Origin of the sequence: Embleya sp. NBC_00888, assembly GCF_045207655.1 — a bacterium.
Classification (GTDB): Bacteria; Actinomycetota; Actinomycetes; order Streptomycetales; family Streptomycetaceae; genus Embleya.
The window spans coordinates 2,193,857-2,210,715 of sequence record NZ_CP108784.1; the positions used below are offsets into that span (position 1 = coordinate 2,193,857).

The following is a 16,859-nucleotide window of genomic DNA, read 5'->3' on the forward strand; positions in this document are numbered from 1 at the left end:
TCCGCGGCTCGTCCCCGCCCGAGCACCCAGAGCTGACGAATCGTCACCCGCCTTCTGTGTCAAGGCGATCCGCCGAACCCAGCGGTGTACCCGGCGCGATCCGCCCGCCTCGGGCACCCGTTCGGGCAAACCTCGAAACGCTCTGGTAACCCACCGCGTTCCCCCGGCATACTGCGCGGCAACGTACAGCGCAGGAGGTCGCGAGGATGCTCGGGCACGACCGGATCGACGCGGAAACGTACCACCGGGACATCGTCCCCGGATTGCTCATCGGCGAGCACGGCAGACGGGCCGAGGCGGGCCTGTCCGGGCTCGACCCGATCGGCATGCGGATCGGGGACGGCGCGTGGACGTATCGCCCGAACGGCTCCCGATTGCGGATCGTGGAGGGAATCGACGCGGACGCCGGCTGCGTGATCCGGCTGTCCCCGGACGCGTGGACCGATCTGGTCACCCAGCTGCGCACCGCGGCGGCACTGGCCATCGCGGGCGACGTGCGCGCCGAACGCGGCGGCTTGGTCGACCTGTTCCGCTGGGAACCGGCGCTGCGGGCGCTCTATCAGGGCATCGAGATCTATCTCCCGCACGGTACCGAGGTGTTCGACCGACAGGGCCGAAAGGTGGACCCGGCCGCCGAACTGACGCTCGATCACTCGGACCGCGAACTCGCCGAACACTTCACGGCGACCGGGGTGATGCGCGTGCGCGGGGTGTTCTCCGCCGCCGAGATCGCCACGTTCGAGGCCGAGGTGGACCGGCTCGCCGCCGAGGCCCGCCCGGACGACGACCGGTCCTGGTGGGCGGAGCGCGAGAACGGCGAATCGGTGTTGTGCCGGATCGTCTACGCGAGCGAGCGTTCGGCGCCGATCGGCGCGCTGGCGCGCGATCCGCGCCTGGTCCGCCTGGCCACGCTGATCCACCCGGACCTGGCCGCGTCCACCGACCGGATGGAGGGCATCTCGGTCCTGCTCAAGCCGCCCGGCCGGCTCAAGGGCCTGGCGAACATCCCGTGGCACACCGATTGCGGGCTGGGCGGCCACCACATCATGTGCCCGTCGGTGGCGATCGGCATCCAACTGACCGGCTCCAGCGCCGACAACGGCTTCCTGGAGGCGATCCCGGGCTCGCACGGCCGCACCTGCCCGCAGCCGAGAGCCGAGGACCTGGCCGACCTGCCCTATCTCGCGGTGCCCACCGATCCGGGTGACGTGACGGTGCACATGGCCGACGTGCTGCACGCCTCCCCCGCTCCGGCCGGTGTGGGCGGACGGCGCACGATGTACGTCACCTTCCACCCGCCGACCCTGTTCGAGCACGTCGGTCCGGGCGAGGCGGTCAACGACCTGATCCGCAGTCGGACCGCGAGCGAGTTGGACGCCGGACTGGGCCGCTGAGCCCTGGCGCGTCGGCTCCGGCACGGGCGACCGGGACGGCCGCGAGGGGATCGGCGCGGCCGATCGGGACAGCCGGGACGAAACCCGCGTGCGACGCGAACGCGCGTTCGGGGCAATCGACTTCGCCGTGATCAGGATCCGCCCGCGGCCGGATCCGCGGCGGCCCCGCTCAGCGGTTCGGCGTAGCGTGCACGGTCGCGCATTCCACCCGGAGGATGCGGTCCAAATGGGTGATCCGCAACACCCGTGCGGGTTGCGGTCCGACGCCGCACACCACGATGTCGCCGTCGCGATCGCGCAGGCGGCGGTAGCCGTACACCAGACTGCCCAGACCGGACGAGTCGATGAAGGGCACGTCCGTCAGGTCGATCCGCAGGCTGTGCGCGCCCTCGTCGACGAGGCGGTCCACCGCCTGCCGGAACATCGGCGCCGCCGTCATGTCCATATCGCCGTGCACGGACACCGTGCCGCCCAGGTCGGCCTCCAGCGCGACGTGCACGACGCATGGTCTGGCCGAGAACGATGTGTGATCGACGTCGTCCGGTGGGAGATCGTCAAGGCTCATATGGAGCACTCCACCTGATCAAGTGTCGGTTTCGGTCGCGCGCCGCACGACCGCTCGGTACGGTTCGCACGTCTCGGGATAAACCCCACATCCGTCCCGAAACAACAAGACCGCATCGGCACCCTACTCGCCGAGTCGGTCCCTCGTGGACCGTCTTCCCCTATAGGTGTGATTCCGCCGGAACCCACACACCGGCGACCGTCGCGGTCGTACCTTGAAGGTTGCGCGAGGGCCGGCGCGAGCCGGCTCGAAACGCACGGACGCAAGGGATTCCGTAGCCATGACCGGACAACGCCCCTCCGGCGACGAGCGGGGCAGCGACACGCAGGAGCCGACCGCCCGTCGACGAACCAACGGCTTCAAACCGCCGGGTGCCCCGGACGAGCCCGCGCCGCCCGCGTGGTCGCCCGCCGAGGTGCTGGACGAGAGCGACACCGGCGTGGTCGTCTTCACGGCCGAGGGCACCGTGCGCTATCTCAACGCCGCGGCCGCACGGCTTCTGCCGGAATGCCTTCCGGGCACCGCCTATCCCGCACTGCCCGCGACCGGAACCGCCTGGCACGGCGAGGTGGACGACCGGCGTGTACGCGGCCGACGCGCGGTTCTGGGCGACGGCCACTACGTGTGGTACGTCCAGGACACCACCGCCGAACGGCGGCGCGAGGACACGCTGTTGGCCGAGCGCAGGCGCAAGGTCTTCCTGGCCGAGGCGGGCCGGGTGTTGTCCGCGACCACCAATCCGCGCCGGCTCACCGATCTGGTCACCACGCTGCCGGCGGGCGAACTGGCCGACTGGGTCGCGCTGTCCGTGCCCAGCATGGAGGACGGCCGGCTGCGCACCACGTACGCGCCCGGCTCCGGCACCCCGATCGCCCGGGTGACCAGCGGCCTGGGCACCGCGTGGACGGCGCCGGCGGGAGTGGGTCGGGTACTGCGCACCCGGCGCCAGGAGCTGCATCCGCTGATGGACCGCGCGTTGCTGCACCGACTGGTGCCCGACGAGGCGGTCGCGGGCCTGATCGCGGTGGACGCCCGGTGCGCGCTGGTGGTTCCGGTGCCCACCGACGACGACGCGCCCTCGGTACTGACGTTCGTGCGCTCGGCGACCTCCGACCCGTTCACCGAGGAGGAGATCTCGCTCGCCGTCGACTACGCCGAGCGGGTGGGCGTCGCGCTGCGCACGTCGCGCCTGTACGTCGAACAGGACCGGCGCACCATGCTGTTGGCCCAGGCACTGGTGCCGGGCCCGTTGCCGGAGGTGCCCGGCGCACGGATCGCCGCCCGCTACCGGCCGGTCTCGCTGACCGACGGTCTCGGCGGCGACTTCTACGCCGTGCACCCGACCCCGGTCGACGGCACGTGGGCGTTCTCGGTCGGCGACGTGTGCGGACGCGGCACGCCCGTGGGCATGTTCAGCTCGCGCTCGTTGCTGATCCTGCGTACGGCGGCGAGCGCCGGTTGCGCACCCGCGCATCGCATGGCGCTGCTGGACGCGGAGTTGACCCTCGGCGACCCCTCCCTCGTGCTGACCGCGATCACCGGCGACTGCTCGGTGCACCCGGACGGTTCGGCGCTGATCCGGTTGACCTGCGCCGGGCATCCGCCACCGCTGTGGATGGATCCGGCGGGCCGGGTGCAGGCGATGGAGTTCACCGATCCGCTGGTCGCGGGCATCCCGGGCACCGTGTTCGGGACGCACGAACTGCCGCTGGCGCCCGGCTCGACGCTGCTCCTGTACAGCGACGGGGTGACCGAGGCCCGCGATCCGGACGGCGAGGCCTACGGCGTACGGGCGTTGCGGCACGACCTGGCGTCCTGCGCGGGCATGCCGGTGGACGCGCTCGTGGAACGCCTCGAACAACGGTTGATGGCACATCTGGGCGACGCGCCCGTCGTGGACGACGTCGTCCTGCTGGGCATTCACATCCCCTACCGGGACGACGACGAGACGTTGCCGAACCTGGTCGAGCCCGACGGCCCGACCCCACCCGAACACCCGGACGGCGAATGACACATGTGGTCTCCGACGAACTCGACCTGTTCCTCGCGTACCTCGGACGGGCGGACGAGGTCGAGGCACTGACCCTGGTCCGGAACCTGCTCGGCAAGGGCGTGCCCGGCGATCGGGTGCTGACCGACCTGGTGATCCCGGCGCTGCGTGGGGTGGGCGAGCGGTGGGCGACCGGCGAGTGGACGGTGGCGCGCGAACACTCCGCCTCGCACGTCGCCGGTCGTGTCGTGCACCTGATCACGGACGCGACGCCGCGACCGCGGTCCGAGGCGCGGGTCGTGGTGTGCTGCGCGCAGGGCGACTGGCACGGGCTCGCGTCCACGATCCTGGCCGCGCTGTTGCGGGTGCGCGGGATCGACACGACGGTCCTGCCTCCGGGCACCGGCGCGGGCGAACTGGCCCGCATGTTGCCGGATTCGGGGGCGGGTTCGGTCGCGCTCGGCTGTACGGTCTCCACCGCGCTGCCGGGCGCGCGGGCGATGGTGGAGGTGGCCCGCCGCGTCGGGATACCGGTCCTGGTCGGCGGCCCCGGCTTCGGCCCGGACGGCCGCTGGGCGGGCCTGATCGGCGCGAACGGCTGGGCAGCGGACGCCCGAGGGGCCGCCGACACGCTGGCCGGCCCGGACTGGCCCGCGCTCACCACCCCGGCCCCGCGGTTGCGCCATCTCCCGGACGCGGCGCACGACGGCGTCGGCCTGCTCCGCACACCGCTGGTGGCGGCGGGCATGTCGGCGCTGGTGCCGATCGAGGGTGAGCGCTCGGACACCACGATGCGCGACGGCCTGGTGACCGCCGTCGACGCGCTGGCGGTCTCCCTCTTCGTCGACGACCACGCGCTGTTCGTCGACTTCACCCGATGGTTCGCCGACGTCCTGGGCCACCGCCGCGTCCCCGGTGAGGCCCTCGCCGCCGCGTACCGCGCGTTCGCCGCGCGCCTGACCCACGTCCCCGGAGCCGACGCCACCCTGACAGCGGCAGGCGCGGTGTTGTAGGCCGAACCGACGGCCCCATCGGCGGGCGTACCGGCCGGCCACCTGCCGGCAGGATGGCCGCCATGAGTTCCGGCCCGTGGAGCACCCACGAGATCGAGTGGGGCACCGACACCGTGACCAAGCGCTTCCCGGCGGGCGATCGTCCGCGACAGGCGCGCGAGTGGCGGGCGTTGACGTTGCTCGCCCGACACGCGCCGGGCCTGGCCCCCACGCCACTGCGCGGCGACGCCGAAGCCGTGCGGCCCACCGTGGTGATGTCGCGTCTGGCCGGCGCCCCGCTGCGCGGTGCGACGATCTGCCCCGATCGCACCACGGCTCTCGCCGAGGCCGTCGCGCGACTGCACGGTTGCGTCCCGGCGTCCGAGGTCGCCGCGCTTGCGGTACGCCCCGGTCAGCGGGCCGAGATCGTCGCCCAGGTGCGTTCGTGGCGGGAGGCGGGAACACCCGCGCACCCGACGGCCGATGTGGCCGCCGCCGTGCGGGACGGGCTGGACTGGCTCGACTCCTGGAGTGCGGCGGACCCGGACGACGGCGGGAACCCGGTCCCGGCGGTCTTCGGGCCCGGTGACGGCAACCTCGCCAACTACCTGTGGGACGGAGTGCGGGTACGCGTCGTCGACTTCGAGGACTCGGGGCGCAGCGACCGCGCGTTCGAACTCGCGGAGATCACCGAACATGTGTCGGGCTGGGTGACGGGGAACCTGGATGTCCCGCTGTTCCTGAGCCACTTCGACCTCACACCGGCGGAGGCCGCCCGGCTGCCGGAGTGTCGGCGGCTGCTCGCGCTGGTCTGGCTGTTTCTGCTGTCGATGGACGACCCGGACAATCCTCGGAATCCGCCCGGGACCGCGGCGCGCCAGGCACGGCGGCTTCGTGGCCTGCTCGGCTGAGCGACGCGGCGGCCGGCGTCGGATCAGCCCGCGGCGCTCAGGTCCTCGTCCGTCGGGGCGTCCTCGCACAGGGCCTCGTCCAGGTCGGGGTGCACGTCGAAGAGTCGGCGCAGGCCCAGGGCGGTGAAGACGCGGTTGACGTGGTGGTCGTTGTTGCTGGGCATCACCAGGCGCAGGGTGCCGCCGGTGGAGCGGAGCAGGCGGCGGGCGGCGACGAGCGTGCCGATGCCGGTGGAGTCGAGGAATTCCACTTCGGTGAGTTCGAGGACGATCCGATGGTCGCCGTCGGCGACCGCGTGTCTGACGTGTTCGCGAAGCTCCGGGACGACCGCGTAGTCGACCTCCCCGAGCACGTGCAGCACGGTCCAGCCCTGGAGATCTTCCTTGATCACCTGAAGAGTCACGCGCCGGCAGTCCCCTCGCCCATGGTGTCCCGACCCGCGCGGCAGGATGCCCGGAACGCTCGGCGACCCGTCCCCCATCGGATGCGCCGACGGATCCGGGAGGGTCCTGGACGCGGCTCGGGAGCCGGGTGGTCGGCCCGGCCTGTGACCTACCGTAGTGGGCCCCGGGAGTTGGGGCAGTGACGATCCGGTCACGTACGGGTCTCGGTTGCAGCGTACACGGATCATCCGACGCCGCCTCGGAGTAGCGTCCCCCACTCCATCGCTACACGCGATGACGCAACGTCACATTCGACTACACGTCGGCACGCGCCGCCCGACGCACGCACGACGCGCGGCTCAGCGCAGCGGCCACGGCACGTCCGCGACCACCGTGCACGAGCCCGGCGCGATCTCGGTGAAGCCCGCGTCCCGAACGACCGGCCGACCGCTCGTGGTCAACGCGGGCCACGCGGCCGGGTCCGCGGTCCGCACCGCGAGGTCGAAGTCGCGCGCCGCCCACTCCTTGCGCCCGGCCGGGTCCAGGGCCAGCCACGCGAGGTGACTGCCGTGCCCCACCTGCGCCATGGCCTTGCCGGCGGTCATCTCCAGTGCCGGGTTCAGCCACAACATCGGCTGCCCGGGCGCGGCGGGCGGCGGCGCGGCGGGCTCGTCCAGGTCGGTGCCGGAGACCTGCAACTTGGCCAGGTCCTTGGGCCACGCGTCCAGCGGGATCGGCGGGTACACCCGAACCTCCGCCGTACGCCGGGCCACCGTGATCCCCGGCAGCGTGTTCGCCCGCCGCCACTCGCCGCCCCGGGCCCGCCGAACCACCTTGCGGATGCGGTGGCCCTGCCATGCCTCGACCACGTCGTGCCACTCGCCTTCGGGGTCGGTCGACCTCGGGTCGGCCAACAGGACCAGGACCGCTCGCGCGGCGGCCTCGAGGGCGTCGGTTCGGGCCGGCGGGTCGTCCTTCTCGATGTGCGCCACGAGGGGGAGGACGTATTCGATGGTGCTCACGGGGTCGATCATGCCTTGCTCGTGGCCACATGGCCTCGTTGGGAGTCCCGAGTCTCGTGGACGGGTTGCCGGTGCGGGTTGGTTGCGTCGGGTCTTTTTTGCCCGCCCGCCCACCCGTTGCGTTGGGTGCGGATGGTTGGGTTCCACCGGCCTCGGGGCCGGCTGGTGGCGCCCCGAGGCCTGTGGGTTGCGTCAGGCTTCGAGGGCTCTGGTGGTGAGGAAGCGGGCGATGGTGCCGATGGCCTCCTGGGATTCGGGCATGGTCGGGTCGATGGCGGGCCAGGCGTGCGGGACGTCGGGGACCAGGTGGGCCTGGACCGGGACGCCGGCCGTGGCCGCCCTGCCGGCGAAGGCGGTGGCGTCGCCGAGCAGCGCCTCGTGGCACGAGGCCAGGAGCAGTACCGGCGGGAGCCCGGACAGGTCGGCGAACAGCGGGGACGCCAACGGGTCTCCCGGATCGTGCAGTTGCAGGTAGATCTCGGCGGCCTCGCGCAGCGACTTCTTCGAGATCAGTTGGTCGGTGGACGCGTTCGAGTCGTACGTGGGCTTCGTCACGGTCAGGTCCAACCACGGGGACAGCAGGACCATGCCGGACGGCAGCGGCACCGGGGCGCCCCGGGCCGCGACCGTCAGCGCCGCCGCGAGCCCGCCGCCCGCCGAGTCGCCGCCCACGAACGGGGCGAGGTCGCCGTCCTCGCCCGCCGCCACGATCGCGTCGTACACGCCCGCCACGTCGTGCAGCGCGGCCGGAAACGGATCCTCCGGCGCGAGCCGGTATTCCACCAGTACCACCCTGGCCCGCGCCGCCAGCGCGATCCGCGAACCGAAGCCCAACCAACCCGCGGCGTCGCCCATCCGGTAGCCGCCGCCATGGAAGTAGAGCAGCGTCAGCGCCGGATCGGGCACCTCCAGGAACGTGCACGGCACGCCGCCCACCAACTCCTGACGCACCGTCACCCCGGGCTCCGGGTCCTGCCGATACGCCGCCGTGCCGCGCCGCCGCGCGTCCAGTTCGTCCGACGCGGCCCGCCCCTCGCGCACCGGCGGCAGGTTCCAACCGTCCAGGCTCATTCGTGCTCCTCCCCAACCGAAATCCGGGTGCCCAAGCGCCCGATGCCCACCTGACGGGTGCCCCGATACCGGATCACCCACGCCCCCGGGAGGATCGGCCGCCCCGATCGGCGCGCGAGAAGTCCCGTGAGGCTGGAAGCCTCCGGCAAACCCGGGTACGGATCAAGCGATTCGCCGGGTTGTGACATGGGGCCGGCGCAATTGGCCGCCGGGTGCACCGTTCGGTTCGTACCATGTGGCGCGCGGGGTCCTTCGAACCGCTCCCGGACAGGCGCCGGGGAATCGGTTGTCGCGAAGACGACAGCAGGAGGGGGGTCCGTCACATGGTGGTCCGGGTACGTGTTCTCGGCCATGTCTGCGTAGACGGCCCCGCGGGCCGCGCCGCGGAGGATCTCCTGGGCGGACCGCAGGCCCAACTCGTATTCGCCGCGCTGGCCCTGGGCCGCCGGCATCCGGTGCCGCGCGAGGAGTTGGCCGCGCTGTTGTGGCCGGAGCAGGCGCCCAAGTCGTGGGAGGGCGCGCTGCGCGGTGTGCTCAGCCGGGTCCGCGGCTTCCTGGGCCAGGCCGGGTACGACGCGTCCTCGGTGCTGCGCCACCGGGCCGGCTGCTACGTACTGTCCCTGCCCGAGGGCACCGAGGTCGACGTGGAGGCGGCCGAGAGCGCGCTGATCGAGGCCGAGGCGCTCGCCGTGCACGGCGCGTTCGCGCAGGCCCGGTCCCGGGCCCACGACGCGCACGAGATCCTGGCCCTGCCGTTCCTGCCCGGACAGGACGGCGACTGGGTCAACGAGCGGCGCACCCGCTGGCGCTCGGCCCGGCTGCGCGCGCTCGCCGTGTCGGTGACCACCGAACTGCACCTGGGCCGGGCCGACGCGGCGGTGACCCGGGCCGCCCAACTCGTCGACCTGGATCCCTTCCGGGAGAGCAGCCACCGCCTGCTGATGACCGCGCACGCGGCCGGCGGCGACCGGGCGGCGGCGCTGCGCGCGTACGAACGATGTCGACGGCTGCTGAACACCGAGTTGGGGGTGGGGCCGTCGCCGGAGACCGAGTCGGCCTTCCTGCGCCTGCTCGGCGACGCCACGCCGCAACCGCTGCCGGTGCCCGCGCCCGCCGCGCGCTTCGCGTCGCCCACGCCCGGCGGGGACGCGCCGCCCGCCCCGGCCCCCACCCGCTCGGCGCACGACGTGTTCCCGCACGGAGCGCCGGGGCCGATCGTGGGCCGCTCGGCCGAGCTGCGCCTGCTGGAGGAGTCCGTGCGGGCCGAGGTCGGCTCGCGCGTACTGCTCGTCAGCGGCGACGCCGGGATCGGCAAGTCGTTTCTGTTGAGCGAGTTCGCCACCCGGGCCGGCCGCGACGCGCTGGTGCTGACCGGGCGCAGCGACGAGGGCGTGGCCGCGCCGTTCCAACCGTTCGTGACGATGTTGCGCGCGCACCTCGCCGAGGTCGCGGCCGAGGAGTTGCGCGAGCGGGTCGGTGACCTGGGCGGCGAGTTGCACCGGCTCCTGCCCGAACTGCCGTTGGAGCCGGCCGGCCTGATCCAGCCTCAGGGCCCACCCGACTCGGACACCGAGCGCTATCGGCTGTTCGAGGCGGTGGCCGGGGTGTTCCGGCACGCGGCGACCGAGCGCGATCTGGTGCTGCTGCTCGACGACGTGCACTGGTCCTCGACCTCGACCATGCTGATGCTGCGGCACGTGGCGCGGGCCCTGGTCGGCACCCGCGCGGTGATGGTGATCGCCTACCGCGACACCGGACTCGGCTCGGTGCATCCGATGACCCGGCTGATCGCCGACCTCTACCGCGACCTGCACCCCGTGCACGTGCCGCTGGGTGGCCTGGACGTGGCGGCCCTGGTCGAACTCGCGCACGTGCTGGCCGGCCCGCTGCCGCCGCGCGCCGAGGGTGTGCGGGCGCACGTGCTGCGCGAGCTCAGCGACGGCAATCCGCTGCTGGCCACCGAGTTGCTGCGCCAGTGGGCGGATGTCAGCGACTGGTCGGCACTGGGCAAGAGCGTGCCCGCGGACGTCCCGCGCCGGGTGCGCAACGTGCTCCGCCAGCGGCTCCTGGGCCTGCCGCAGTCCACCCTGGAGGCGCTCACCGTGGCCGCCGTGGTCGGCCCGGCCTTCGACATCGACCTGGTCGCGGCGGTGCATCCGGGCGGATTCGACACCGTCGTGGACGCCCTCGACGACGCGGAGCGCGCCCACGTGGTGCGCGCCGAGGAGACCGATCGTCCGGGCCGCTTCACGTTCGTCCACGCCCTGGTGCGCTCGACGCTCTACCAGGAGTTGCCCACCGCGCGTCGGCTGCAACTGCACCGCAAGGTCGGTCTGGCCCTGGAGGCCCGCGGCGACCGGGACGCGCATCTGCCGGAGTTGGCCCACCACTTCCGGCTGGCCTGCCGGTTCGGCGAGGCCCGGCGCGCCTTGGACTACGCGTGGCGCGCGGGCGACGAGGCGCGCGACGGCGGCGCGTTCGAGGTCGCCGCCGAGCACTACCGGCAGGCCCTGGAGGTGCTGCCGATGGTGAGCGAGCCGGCCCCGGAGACCCGCTGCGACCTGCTGCTCTCGCGCGGCGCGGCGCTGGATCGGTGCGGCGATCGGCGCTGCCGGGAGGTGCTGCGTCGGGCCGCGGAGGAGGCCCGCGCGCTGGTCGATCCGCGCCGGCTGGGCCGGGTCGCGCTGGCCATGGTCCGCCTCGGGCAGGTCTACCAGGTGGGCGTGGACCTGGAGTTGGTCGCGCTGTTGCGCGAGGCGCTGGCGGCGCTGCCGATCGCGTCCGGGCTGCCCGCCGACAACGCGCTGCGCTCGCTGCTGCTGGCCGCGCTCGCGGTGGCGCTCACCTTCGGGCACGATCGCGAGGCCCGGCTGACCATGCTCTACGAGGCGCTGGACGCGGCCCGTGAATCGGGCTCGCACGACGCGCTGGCGCAGGGTCTGGAGGCGCATCACCTGGCCGCGTCCGGGCCGGACCTGGTCGACGAGCGGCTGCGGATGAGCAGCGAGTTGACCGTGCTCTCCGGGCTGACCGGGGATCAGGAGTCGCTGTTCCGCAGCCACTTGAACCAGGCCTACGACCTGGTGGTGCGCGGGTCGATCCCGGCCGCCGAGCGCGAGTACGCGCAGGCGCAGCGGGTGGCCCGGCGGTTGCGGCACCCGTGGTTCACGTGGGAGGTGCTGATCTACCGCTGTGGCCTGGAGTTGCTGCGCGGGCGGACCGCGCGGGCGAGCGACGTGCTGGCCGACGCGCTGCGGCTGGCCCGGCGGTCGGCGCTGCCGCGCGAGGCGGTGCGCTCGTTCAACCTGTCGCAGATCCTGGCGGTGCGCTGGGAGCAGGGCCGGTTGGGCATGATGGCGCGCCGGACCGGGGTGGCCGCCGGGTGGTCGCGGGACGTGTCGTGGTGGCGGGTGCAGGCGTGCTGGGCGGCGTCCGCGTCGGCCGATCCGAAGTCGGCGCGCGAGGAGTTCCACACGTTGTGTGTGCCGGGCTTCGCGACGATACCGGTGGACCTGTTGTGGACCGGGTCGCTGATGCGGCTGGGCGAGGTCGCGATCGAACTGGGCGATGTGGAACGCGGGCTGCTCGTGAGCGAGGCGCTGAGCCCGTACGCTGAGCATCTGGACTGGACCGGCTCCTCGCTCGGCCCGGTGCGCCGGGTGCTCGGCGGGCTGGCCGCGATCGTCGGCGACGGGGTGGCGGCCCGCGCGCAGTTCGAGGCCGCGTACGCCCGATGCGTCGAACTGGGGCTGCCCGGGCACGCTGAGCGAACGCTCGGGGACGCCGTGCGATTGCTCGGTGAGCCGTTGGACACCGGCGCCTCCCCGCTTCGCTGACTGGCTGTCACCTTGCGCTTTCGCGCTGCTCTGACGCTGTTCTGACGCTGTTTGCCTACCGTTGGTGACGACCCGGCCGGTGTGCCGGGTGCGGAACGGGGAGGACGGGGCAATGGGGATTTCGGGCGCCGGATCGGCGGTGGCGCACGACGCCGACCGCGGCACGTTCAGTGTGTTGGGTTGGCCTGTCGTGTGCTTCGAGTCGTTCCATCGTGTGGAGTTGCCACGCCGCCTGGAGGGCGGTCTCGGCGAGCGGGTCGCGTGGGACGTGGCCGGCCGGGCCCCGATCGCGCTGTGCATGCCCGACGGCCAGGCATACAGCTATGTCGAGGATCGCGGCGAGGTGCGGATCGTGCCCGGGGTGAGCGCGGACGCCGAGTTGGTGGTCGAGCTCGAATCCGGCGCGTGGCAGGACTACCTCTACGAACTGCGCACCAGTCGGGGGCTGGTCGAGTCGCACGCGGTGCGGTTCGTGCGCGGCGAGTTCGCCGACTGGGACGTATGGGAGCCGGCCATCCGCTGCATGTACTCCGGCACCCCGATCTATCACCCCGAGACGTTGGACCTGCGCGACCTCGCCGATCGTCCGATCGACCTGCACCGCGACTTCACCACTCGGGACGAGCCGGACGACATGGCGCACTTCCTGCGCGCCACCGGCTACCTGGTGGTGCGTCAGGTCTTCGACGCGGACCGGGTCGAGGAGTTGGCGGGCGAGGTGGACCGGATCCGGGGCCTGTGCCGCGAGGGCGACCGCGGGTCGCTGTGGGCGGACGGCCCCAACGGCCTGCGCTCGCCGTACCGGTTGACCTATCTGGGCATGCGCTCGCCGCGGATCGCCGCGCTGGCCGACGACCCGACGGTGCGCATGTTGTGCGGCCTGGCGGGCCAGGACGTGGTCGCGGTGACCGACCGCGACTCCGGACAGATCGCGGTTCTCAAGGAGTTCGGCACCGCGCCCGAACCGCTGTCCATCCCGGACCTGCCCTGGCACAAGGACTGCGCGCTCGGCGGTTGTCCGGTCACCTGTCCACGGGTGCACGTGGGCATCCGCCTGGACGCGGTGAGCCAGGACAGTTCGCAGTTGTACGCGCTGGCCGGCTCCTGGGGCACGGTCGCGCACGAGCGGTACACGCCGGCCCAGTGGGAGAACCTGCCGGTGGTCGGTATCACCACCGAACCGGGCGACGTGACCGTGCACATGGGCTGCGGCATGCACGCGGGCCCCGCCGCCACCGGCACGGCCCGCCGCCGCACCCTCTACGTCCAGTTCGACAACCCGCGCATCTTCGACGTCACCAACCCCTACGAAACCTACGAACAGGTGATCCCCGGCTACGGCAGCGGCGACCTGCTGACCATGTCCCGGATGTAGCCCGCGCACGGGCTCGCGGGCGGCGCGGGCCGGGCGGCGGTCAGCGGGGGTGGCGGGCGGTGATCCTGGCCTGGGCGTCGGCTTCCAGGGATGCCTTGGCGCCCTCGGCGTCGGTGACCGAGACGTGGATGGTGAGTACGCCGGTCTTCGGGGCGGGATCGAAGGTGATGCGCCAGGAGATGGGATCGGTGATGCCGAGTTTGGTCTGGGCCACGCGGACCAGCCCGGGCAGGCGTTCATAGGGGACTGCGTTCAGGTCGATCGCCGTCCCGGGCGCGGCCGGGGTGCCCAGGATGCCGCGTACCGCCATGACGTGTTCCTCGATGGTCAGTTCGGCGGCGCTGCTCGTGCGCATCCCCGTGATCAGCGATCCGGCCGCGCGCCGCATCTCGCCGTCGCTCAGCATCGCCTCCGAACTCGCCGTCCCGCTGACCGTCGAGGTCGTCGTCGAGGTCGTCGGCCACGAGAAGCCGTCGGTCGTGGTCGTCGTCGTGGCGGACGAGGAGGACGAGGAGGACGAGGAGGACGAGGAGGACGTCGTCGTGGACTCGTCGTCGACCGCGGCGAGCAGGTCCGCGCGGAACGGCAGGACCACGAGCGCCGCGCCCAGCAGCAGGCCCAGCGTGCCGAGCAGGCAGAACGAGCCCTCGTCCTTGGGGCCGGCGAGCAACGCGGACTCCGGGGCCGAGTCCACCGATTCGGTCGCCGCCCGGCGTGCCCACGCCTCGGTCGGCTCGGTGACGATCTCGACGTCCCACGGCTCGTCGGGGCGGTACCGCACCACCACGACATCGCGGGGCCGGTAGTCGGGGATGTCGACCAGGTTGATGTCCTGGCGTATCTCGACCCGGTACGCCGACCGCTCGTCCGGTGCCACCGTCAGCACGAACTCGACCGGCACGTTGGCCGACTCGCCGCTGATCGCCCGGCGACTCTCGATCACGGCCAGCGCGGTCCGGGCCGGCGTGCGCGGGTTCCGTGCCCGGTGGACCCGACCCGCGACGGAGACGACGATCACGTTGAGCACGAACAGCGCCACGCCGATCGCCGCCACGAGCCAACGCTCGAGAATCGCCCCGACCACGAAGCAGGCCAGCGCGACGCCGATCACCCCGCCGGACAGGAATCCGGACACGGCGGCCTTGAGCCGCACGCGTGCGGGACTGCGGGTCTCGATGATCGCCATGGCGGCGATTGTGCCGGGCCCGGATGGACGGGGAAAGGCGGGCGGGCGAAATGCGGATCGGGGTTCCCAGGACGTGGGGAGATCCCCCGATTCGGCTCCGGCCGGTGGTGAGTCGGCTCACGAATTCGTCGACGTCCCCGCCGTCCGGTCGGCCGCCGCGCCGCCCGCGCGTGCGGCCGGGAACCTCGTCGCCGCCCCCGGATCAGTGCCGGACCGCGTAGCCGATCTCCGCCTTGTTCGCGTCGGTCAGCTTCCGGTTGCTCTTCGCGGTGCCCTTGGCCTGCGTACCCGCCTCGACGTCGTTGATGTTCATCACGGTCATGTCCAGGAGCTTGCCGCCCGCGTCGCGGAACTCCACCGTGAGCGTGTAGTCGGCGTTCTTGGAGGTGTTGTTGACGACGGTGACCTCGGCGACGGTGCGGTCGCCGTCGGCCCGGATCGACCCGACCGAGGCGTCCGCCGTCGCGTTCAGGCCACCCTTGATCTCCTTCAGCTTCGAGGCCGCCGCGGCGCTCGCCGAGGACACCGCGTCCTTCGCCTCCGAGCCCGCCGAGTTCAGCGCCGAAGAGATCGCCGCCGTGGGCACCGACTTGCCATCTCCGCTGCCGTCGTTGTCCTCGCCGCACGCCGCCGAGGTCAGGGCCAGCGCGGCGGCGATCGACAGCGCGCCGACGGTACGGACGTACTTGCTCGCCATGTCGTCGCTCCTCGCGTGGGTCGCGGGGGTCGACTCGGACACCCGCGTACGAACAGCACGAATGTCCGCGTATCGGGCCGGCTAAACGCACGGCTGGGCCGCCGGGCTCTCGATTCGGCGTCCGAGCTGGATACTTACCTATATGACAGTACCTGACTTATTAGTAGGTACTTGTAGGAAGGAGTGTGCCGATCAAGCATGGTGTCAGCGGCGGACACCACGCCTGCCCCACCCCACCGAAGCTTGGAGAAACCCCGTGAGCGAGCAGCACCGGATCCCCGTGACCGTCCTCGGCCTGGGCACGATGGGTCGGGCGATCGCCGACACGATCCACCGGGGCGGCCACCCCACCACCATCTGGAACCGCACCGCCGGCCGGGCCGATTCCCTGGTCGCCAAGGGCGTCGCCCTCGCCGCCGACCCGGTCGCCGCCGTCGAGGCGTCGCCGGTGGTCGTGGTGTGCCTGCTCGACGACGAGTCGGTACGCGGCACGCTGACCCCGCTCGTCGACGCGCTGGCCGGCCGGCTGGTGGTCAACGTGACCACGGTGACCCCGAAGCAGGCCCGACAGACCTCGGACTGGGCCGTCGAGCACGGCATCGAGTACCTCGACGGCGCGATCATGGCGACCCCGGAGATGATCGGTCTGCCGGTCGCGTCACTGCTGTACAGCGGCTCTCGGGCGGCCTTCGACACCCACCGCGAGCTGCTGGAACTGCTCGGCGGTGCTCGCTGGTTCGGCACCGACGCGGGCCTGGCGTCGCTGTACGACCTGGCCCTGCTGGGGTCGATGTACTCGATGTTCGCCGGCGTCGCGCAGGGCGCCGCGATGCTGGCGAGCGAGGGCGTTCCGGCGGCCGAGTTCGTGGCGATGGCCGGACCCTGGATCGACGCGATGCTCTCGGCCCTGCCGTACCACGCCGAGTACTACGACAGCGGCGACTACACCGCCGAGGTACAGAGCCTGGACTTCAACAAGGCGGCCGTCGACGCCATCGCCGAGGCCGCCCGCGACCAGGGCGTCGGCACCGATGTGGTCGCCGCCGTGCAGACCCTGATCGACCGCCAGGTGGCGGCCGGCCACGGCAAGGACGGCTTCGCCCGGATCTTCGAGAGCATCCGCCGCCCGATCCCCCGCGCCTGACCCGACACGGCACCGGCGGGCCCGGCGGGCCGGTCGCCACGGCCCCGGGACACCCACCACGCCCGGCCGACACGCCCGGCCCGACACGCCCGATCCACCACGCCCGATCCCACCGCGCTCCGGTCACCCGGCGGGATCGGGCTTCGTCATGCCCGGCCGAGCGCGCCCCGGCCGACTCCGGCTCCCACCCTCACGCCCGGGCCCGGGCCGGCCCCCTACCAACCCGACACTCCCCTTGAATAGTTCACCAGGTTAAGTTACAACACGTAACGTAAATCCCGAGGAGCGCGCC

The 16,859-nt window shown here is 72.5% G+C and carries 13 protein-coding genes; 7 read left to right on the forward strand and 6 right to left on the reverse strand.

Annotated features, from left to right (window positions below):
- Positions 1–206: 206 nt before the first annotated feature.
- Positions 207–1,394, forward strand: a complete 1,188-nt coding sequence (locus OG948_RS08635) for a phytanoyl-CoA dioxygenase family protein (protein WP_406295169.1) — start codon at positions 207–209, stop codon at positions 1,392–1,394.
- A gap of 169 nt (positions 1,395–1,563) precedes the next feature.
- Here OG948_RS08635 and OG948_RS08640 read toward each other — a convergent pair whose 3' ends face one another.
- Positions 1,564–1,959 carry an STAS domain-containing protein gene (locus OG948_RS08640; RefSeq protein ID WP_406295170.1) on the reverse strand — a complete coding sequence of 132 codons (396 nt, stop codon included), beginning with the start codon at positions 1,957–1,959 and terminating at the stop codon, positions 1,564–1,566.
- 280 nt (positions 1,960–2,239) lie between these two features.
- Here OG948_RS08640 and OG948_RS08645 point away from each other — a divergent pair, with 280 nt between their 5' ends.
- The 3 genes from OG948_RS08645 to OG948_RS08655 all read left to right on the forward strand — a co-directional run bounded on the left by OG948_RS08645 (position 2,240) and on the right by OG948_RS08655 (position 5,852).
- Positions 2,240–3,970, forward strand: a complete 1,731-nt coding sequence (locus OG948_RS08645; RefSeq protein WP_406295172.1) for a PP2C family protein-serine/threonine phosphatase — start codon at positions 2,240–2,242, stop codon at positions 3,968–3,970.
- A complete protein-coding gene (locus OG948_RS08650; protein WP_406295174.1) occupies positions 3,967–4,962 on the forward strand; it encodes a B12-binding domain-containing protein in 996 nt (331 codons plus the stop codon). Before OG948_RS08645 ends, OG948_RS08650 begins: the two co-directional genes overlap by 4 nt.
- A 62-nt stretch (positions 4,963–5,024) precedes the next feature.
- A complete protein-coding gene (locus OG948_RS08655; RefSeq protein WP_406295175.1) occupies positions 5,025–5,852 on the forward strand; it encodes a phosphotransferase family protein in 828 nt (275 codons plus the stop codon).
- Positions 5,853–5,875: 23 nt separating this feature from the next.
- Here OG948_RS08655 and OG948_RS08660 read toward each other — a convergent pair whose 3' ends face one another.
- The 3 genes from OG948_RS08660 to OG948_RS08670 form a co-directional block, all read right to left on the reverse strand.
- Positions 5,876–6,256, reverse strand: a complete 381-nt coding sequence (locus tag OG948_RS08660; RefSeq protein ID WP_406295176.1) for an STAS domain-containing protein — start codon at positions 6,254–6,256, stop codon at positions 5,876–5,878.
- Positions 6,257–6,595: 339 nt separating this feature from the next.
- Positions 6,596–7,270: a peptidyl-tRNA hydrolase gene (locus OG948_RS08665; RefSeq protein WP_406295178.1), complete on the reverse strand. Its 675-nt coding sequence runs from the start codon at positions 7,268–7,270 to the stop codon at positions 6,596–6,598.
- A gap of 180 nt (positions 7,271–7,450) precedes the next feature.
- Positions 7,451–8,329 (reverse strand): alpha/beta hydrolase, encoded by an 879-nt coding sequence (locus tag OG948_RS08670; RefSeq protein ID WP_406295180.1) that lies wholly within the window; start codon positions 8,327–8,329, stop codon positions 7,451–7,453.
- A 323-nt stretch (positions 8,330–8,652) separates the two neighbouring features.
- On the opposite strand from OG948_RS08670, the gene OG948_RS08675 reads away from it, so the two are divergent.
- On the forward strand, positions 8,653–12,165 hold the full coding sequence (locus OG948_RS08675; RefSeq protein ID WP_406295181.1) for an ATP-binding protein: 3,513 nt from the start codon (positions 8,653–8,655) through the stop codon (positions 12,163–12,165).
- Between the two features lie 112 nt (positions 12,166–12,277).
- A complete protein-coding gene (locus OG948_RS08680) occupies positions 12,278–13,540 on the forward strand; it encodes a phytanoyl-CoA dioxygenase family protein (protein WP_406295183.1) in 1,263 nt (420 codons plus the stop codon).
- Between the two features lie 40 nt (positions 13,541–13,580).
- On the opposite strand, the gene OG948_RS08685 is transcribed toward OG948_RS08680, so the two are convergent.
- On the reverse strand, positions 13,581–14,726 hold the full coding sequence (locus OG948_RS08685; protein ID WP_406295184.1) for a hypothetical protein: 1,146 nt from the start codon (positions 14,724–14,726) through the stop codon (positions 13,581–13,583).
- Between the two features lie 202 nt (positions 14,727–14,928).
- Positions 14,929–15,423: a hypothetical protein gene (locus tag OG948_RS08690; RefSeq protein ID WP_406295186.1), complete on the reverse strand. Its 495-nt coding sequence runs from the start codon at positions 15,421–15,423 to the stop codon at positions 14,929–14,931.
- 256 nt (positions 15,424–15,679) lie between these two features.
- On the opposite strand from OG948_RS08690, the gene OG948_RS08695 reads away from it, so the two are divergent.
- Positions 15,680–16,567, forward strand: a complete 888-nt coding sequence (locus OG948_RS08695; RefSeq protein WP_406295188.1) for an NAD(P)-dependent oxidoreductase — start codon at positions 15,680–15,682, stop codon at positions 16,565–16,567.
- Positions 16,568–16,859: the final 292 nt, after the last annotated feature.

What these genes read in the sequence shown, in the direction of transcription:
- OG948_RS08645 (WP_406295172.1), top strand. Translation starts at nt 2,240, where the DNA reads ATGACCGGACAACGCCCCTCCGGCGACGAGCGGGGCAGCGACACGCAG.
- OG948_RS08635 (WP_406295169.1), top strand. Translation starts at nt 207, where the DNA reads ATGCTCGGGCACGACCGGATCGACGCGGAAACGTACCACCGGGACATC.
- OG948_RS08675 (WP_406295181.1), top strand. Translation starts at nt 8,653, where the DNA reads ATGGTGGTCCGGGTACGTGTTCTCGGCCATGTCTGCGTAGACGGCCCC.
- OG948_RS08665 (WP_406295178.1), bottom strand. Translation starts at nt 7,270, where the DNA reads ATGATCGACCCCGTGAGCACCATCGAATACGTCCTCCCCCTCGTGGCG.
- OG948_RS08690 (WP_406295186.1), bottom strand. Translation starts at nt 15,423, where the DNA reads ATGGCGAGCAAGTACGTCCGTACCGTCGGCGCGCTGTCGATCGCCGCC.
- OG948_RS08650 (WP_406295174.1), top strand. Translation starts at nt 3,967, where the DNA reads ATGACACATGTGGTCTCCGACGAACTCGACCTGTTCCTCGCGTACCTC.
- OG948_RS08670 (WP_406295180.1), bottom strand. Translation starts at nt 8,329, where the DNA reads ATGAGCCTGGACGGTTGGAACCTGCCGCCGGTGCGCGAGGGGCGGGCC.
- OG948_RS08685 (WP_406295184.1), bottom strand. Translation starts at nt 14,726, where the DNA reads ATGGCGATCATCGAGACCCGCAGTCCCGCACGCGTGCGGCTCAAGGCC.
- OG948_RS08655 (WP_406295175.1), top strand. Translation starts at nt 5,025, where the DNA reads ATGAGTTCCGGCCCGTGGAGCACCCACGAGATCGAGTGGGGCACCGAC.
- OG948_RS08680 (WP_406295183.1), top strand. Translation starts at nt 12,278, where the DNA reads ATGGGGATTTCGGGCGCCGGATCGGCGGTGGCGCACGACGCCGACCGC.
- OG948_RS08640 (WP_406295170.1), bottom strand. Translation starts at nt 1,959, where the DNA reads ATGAGCCTTGACGATCTCCCACCGGACGACGTCGATCACACATCGTTC.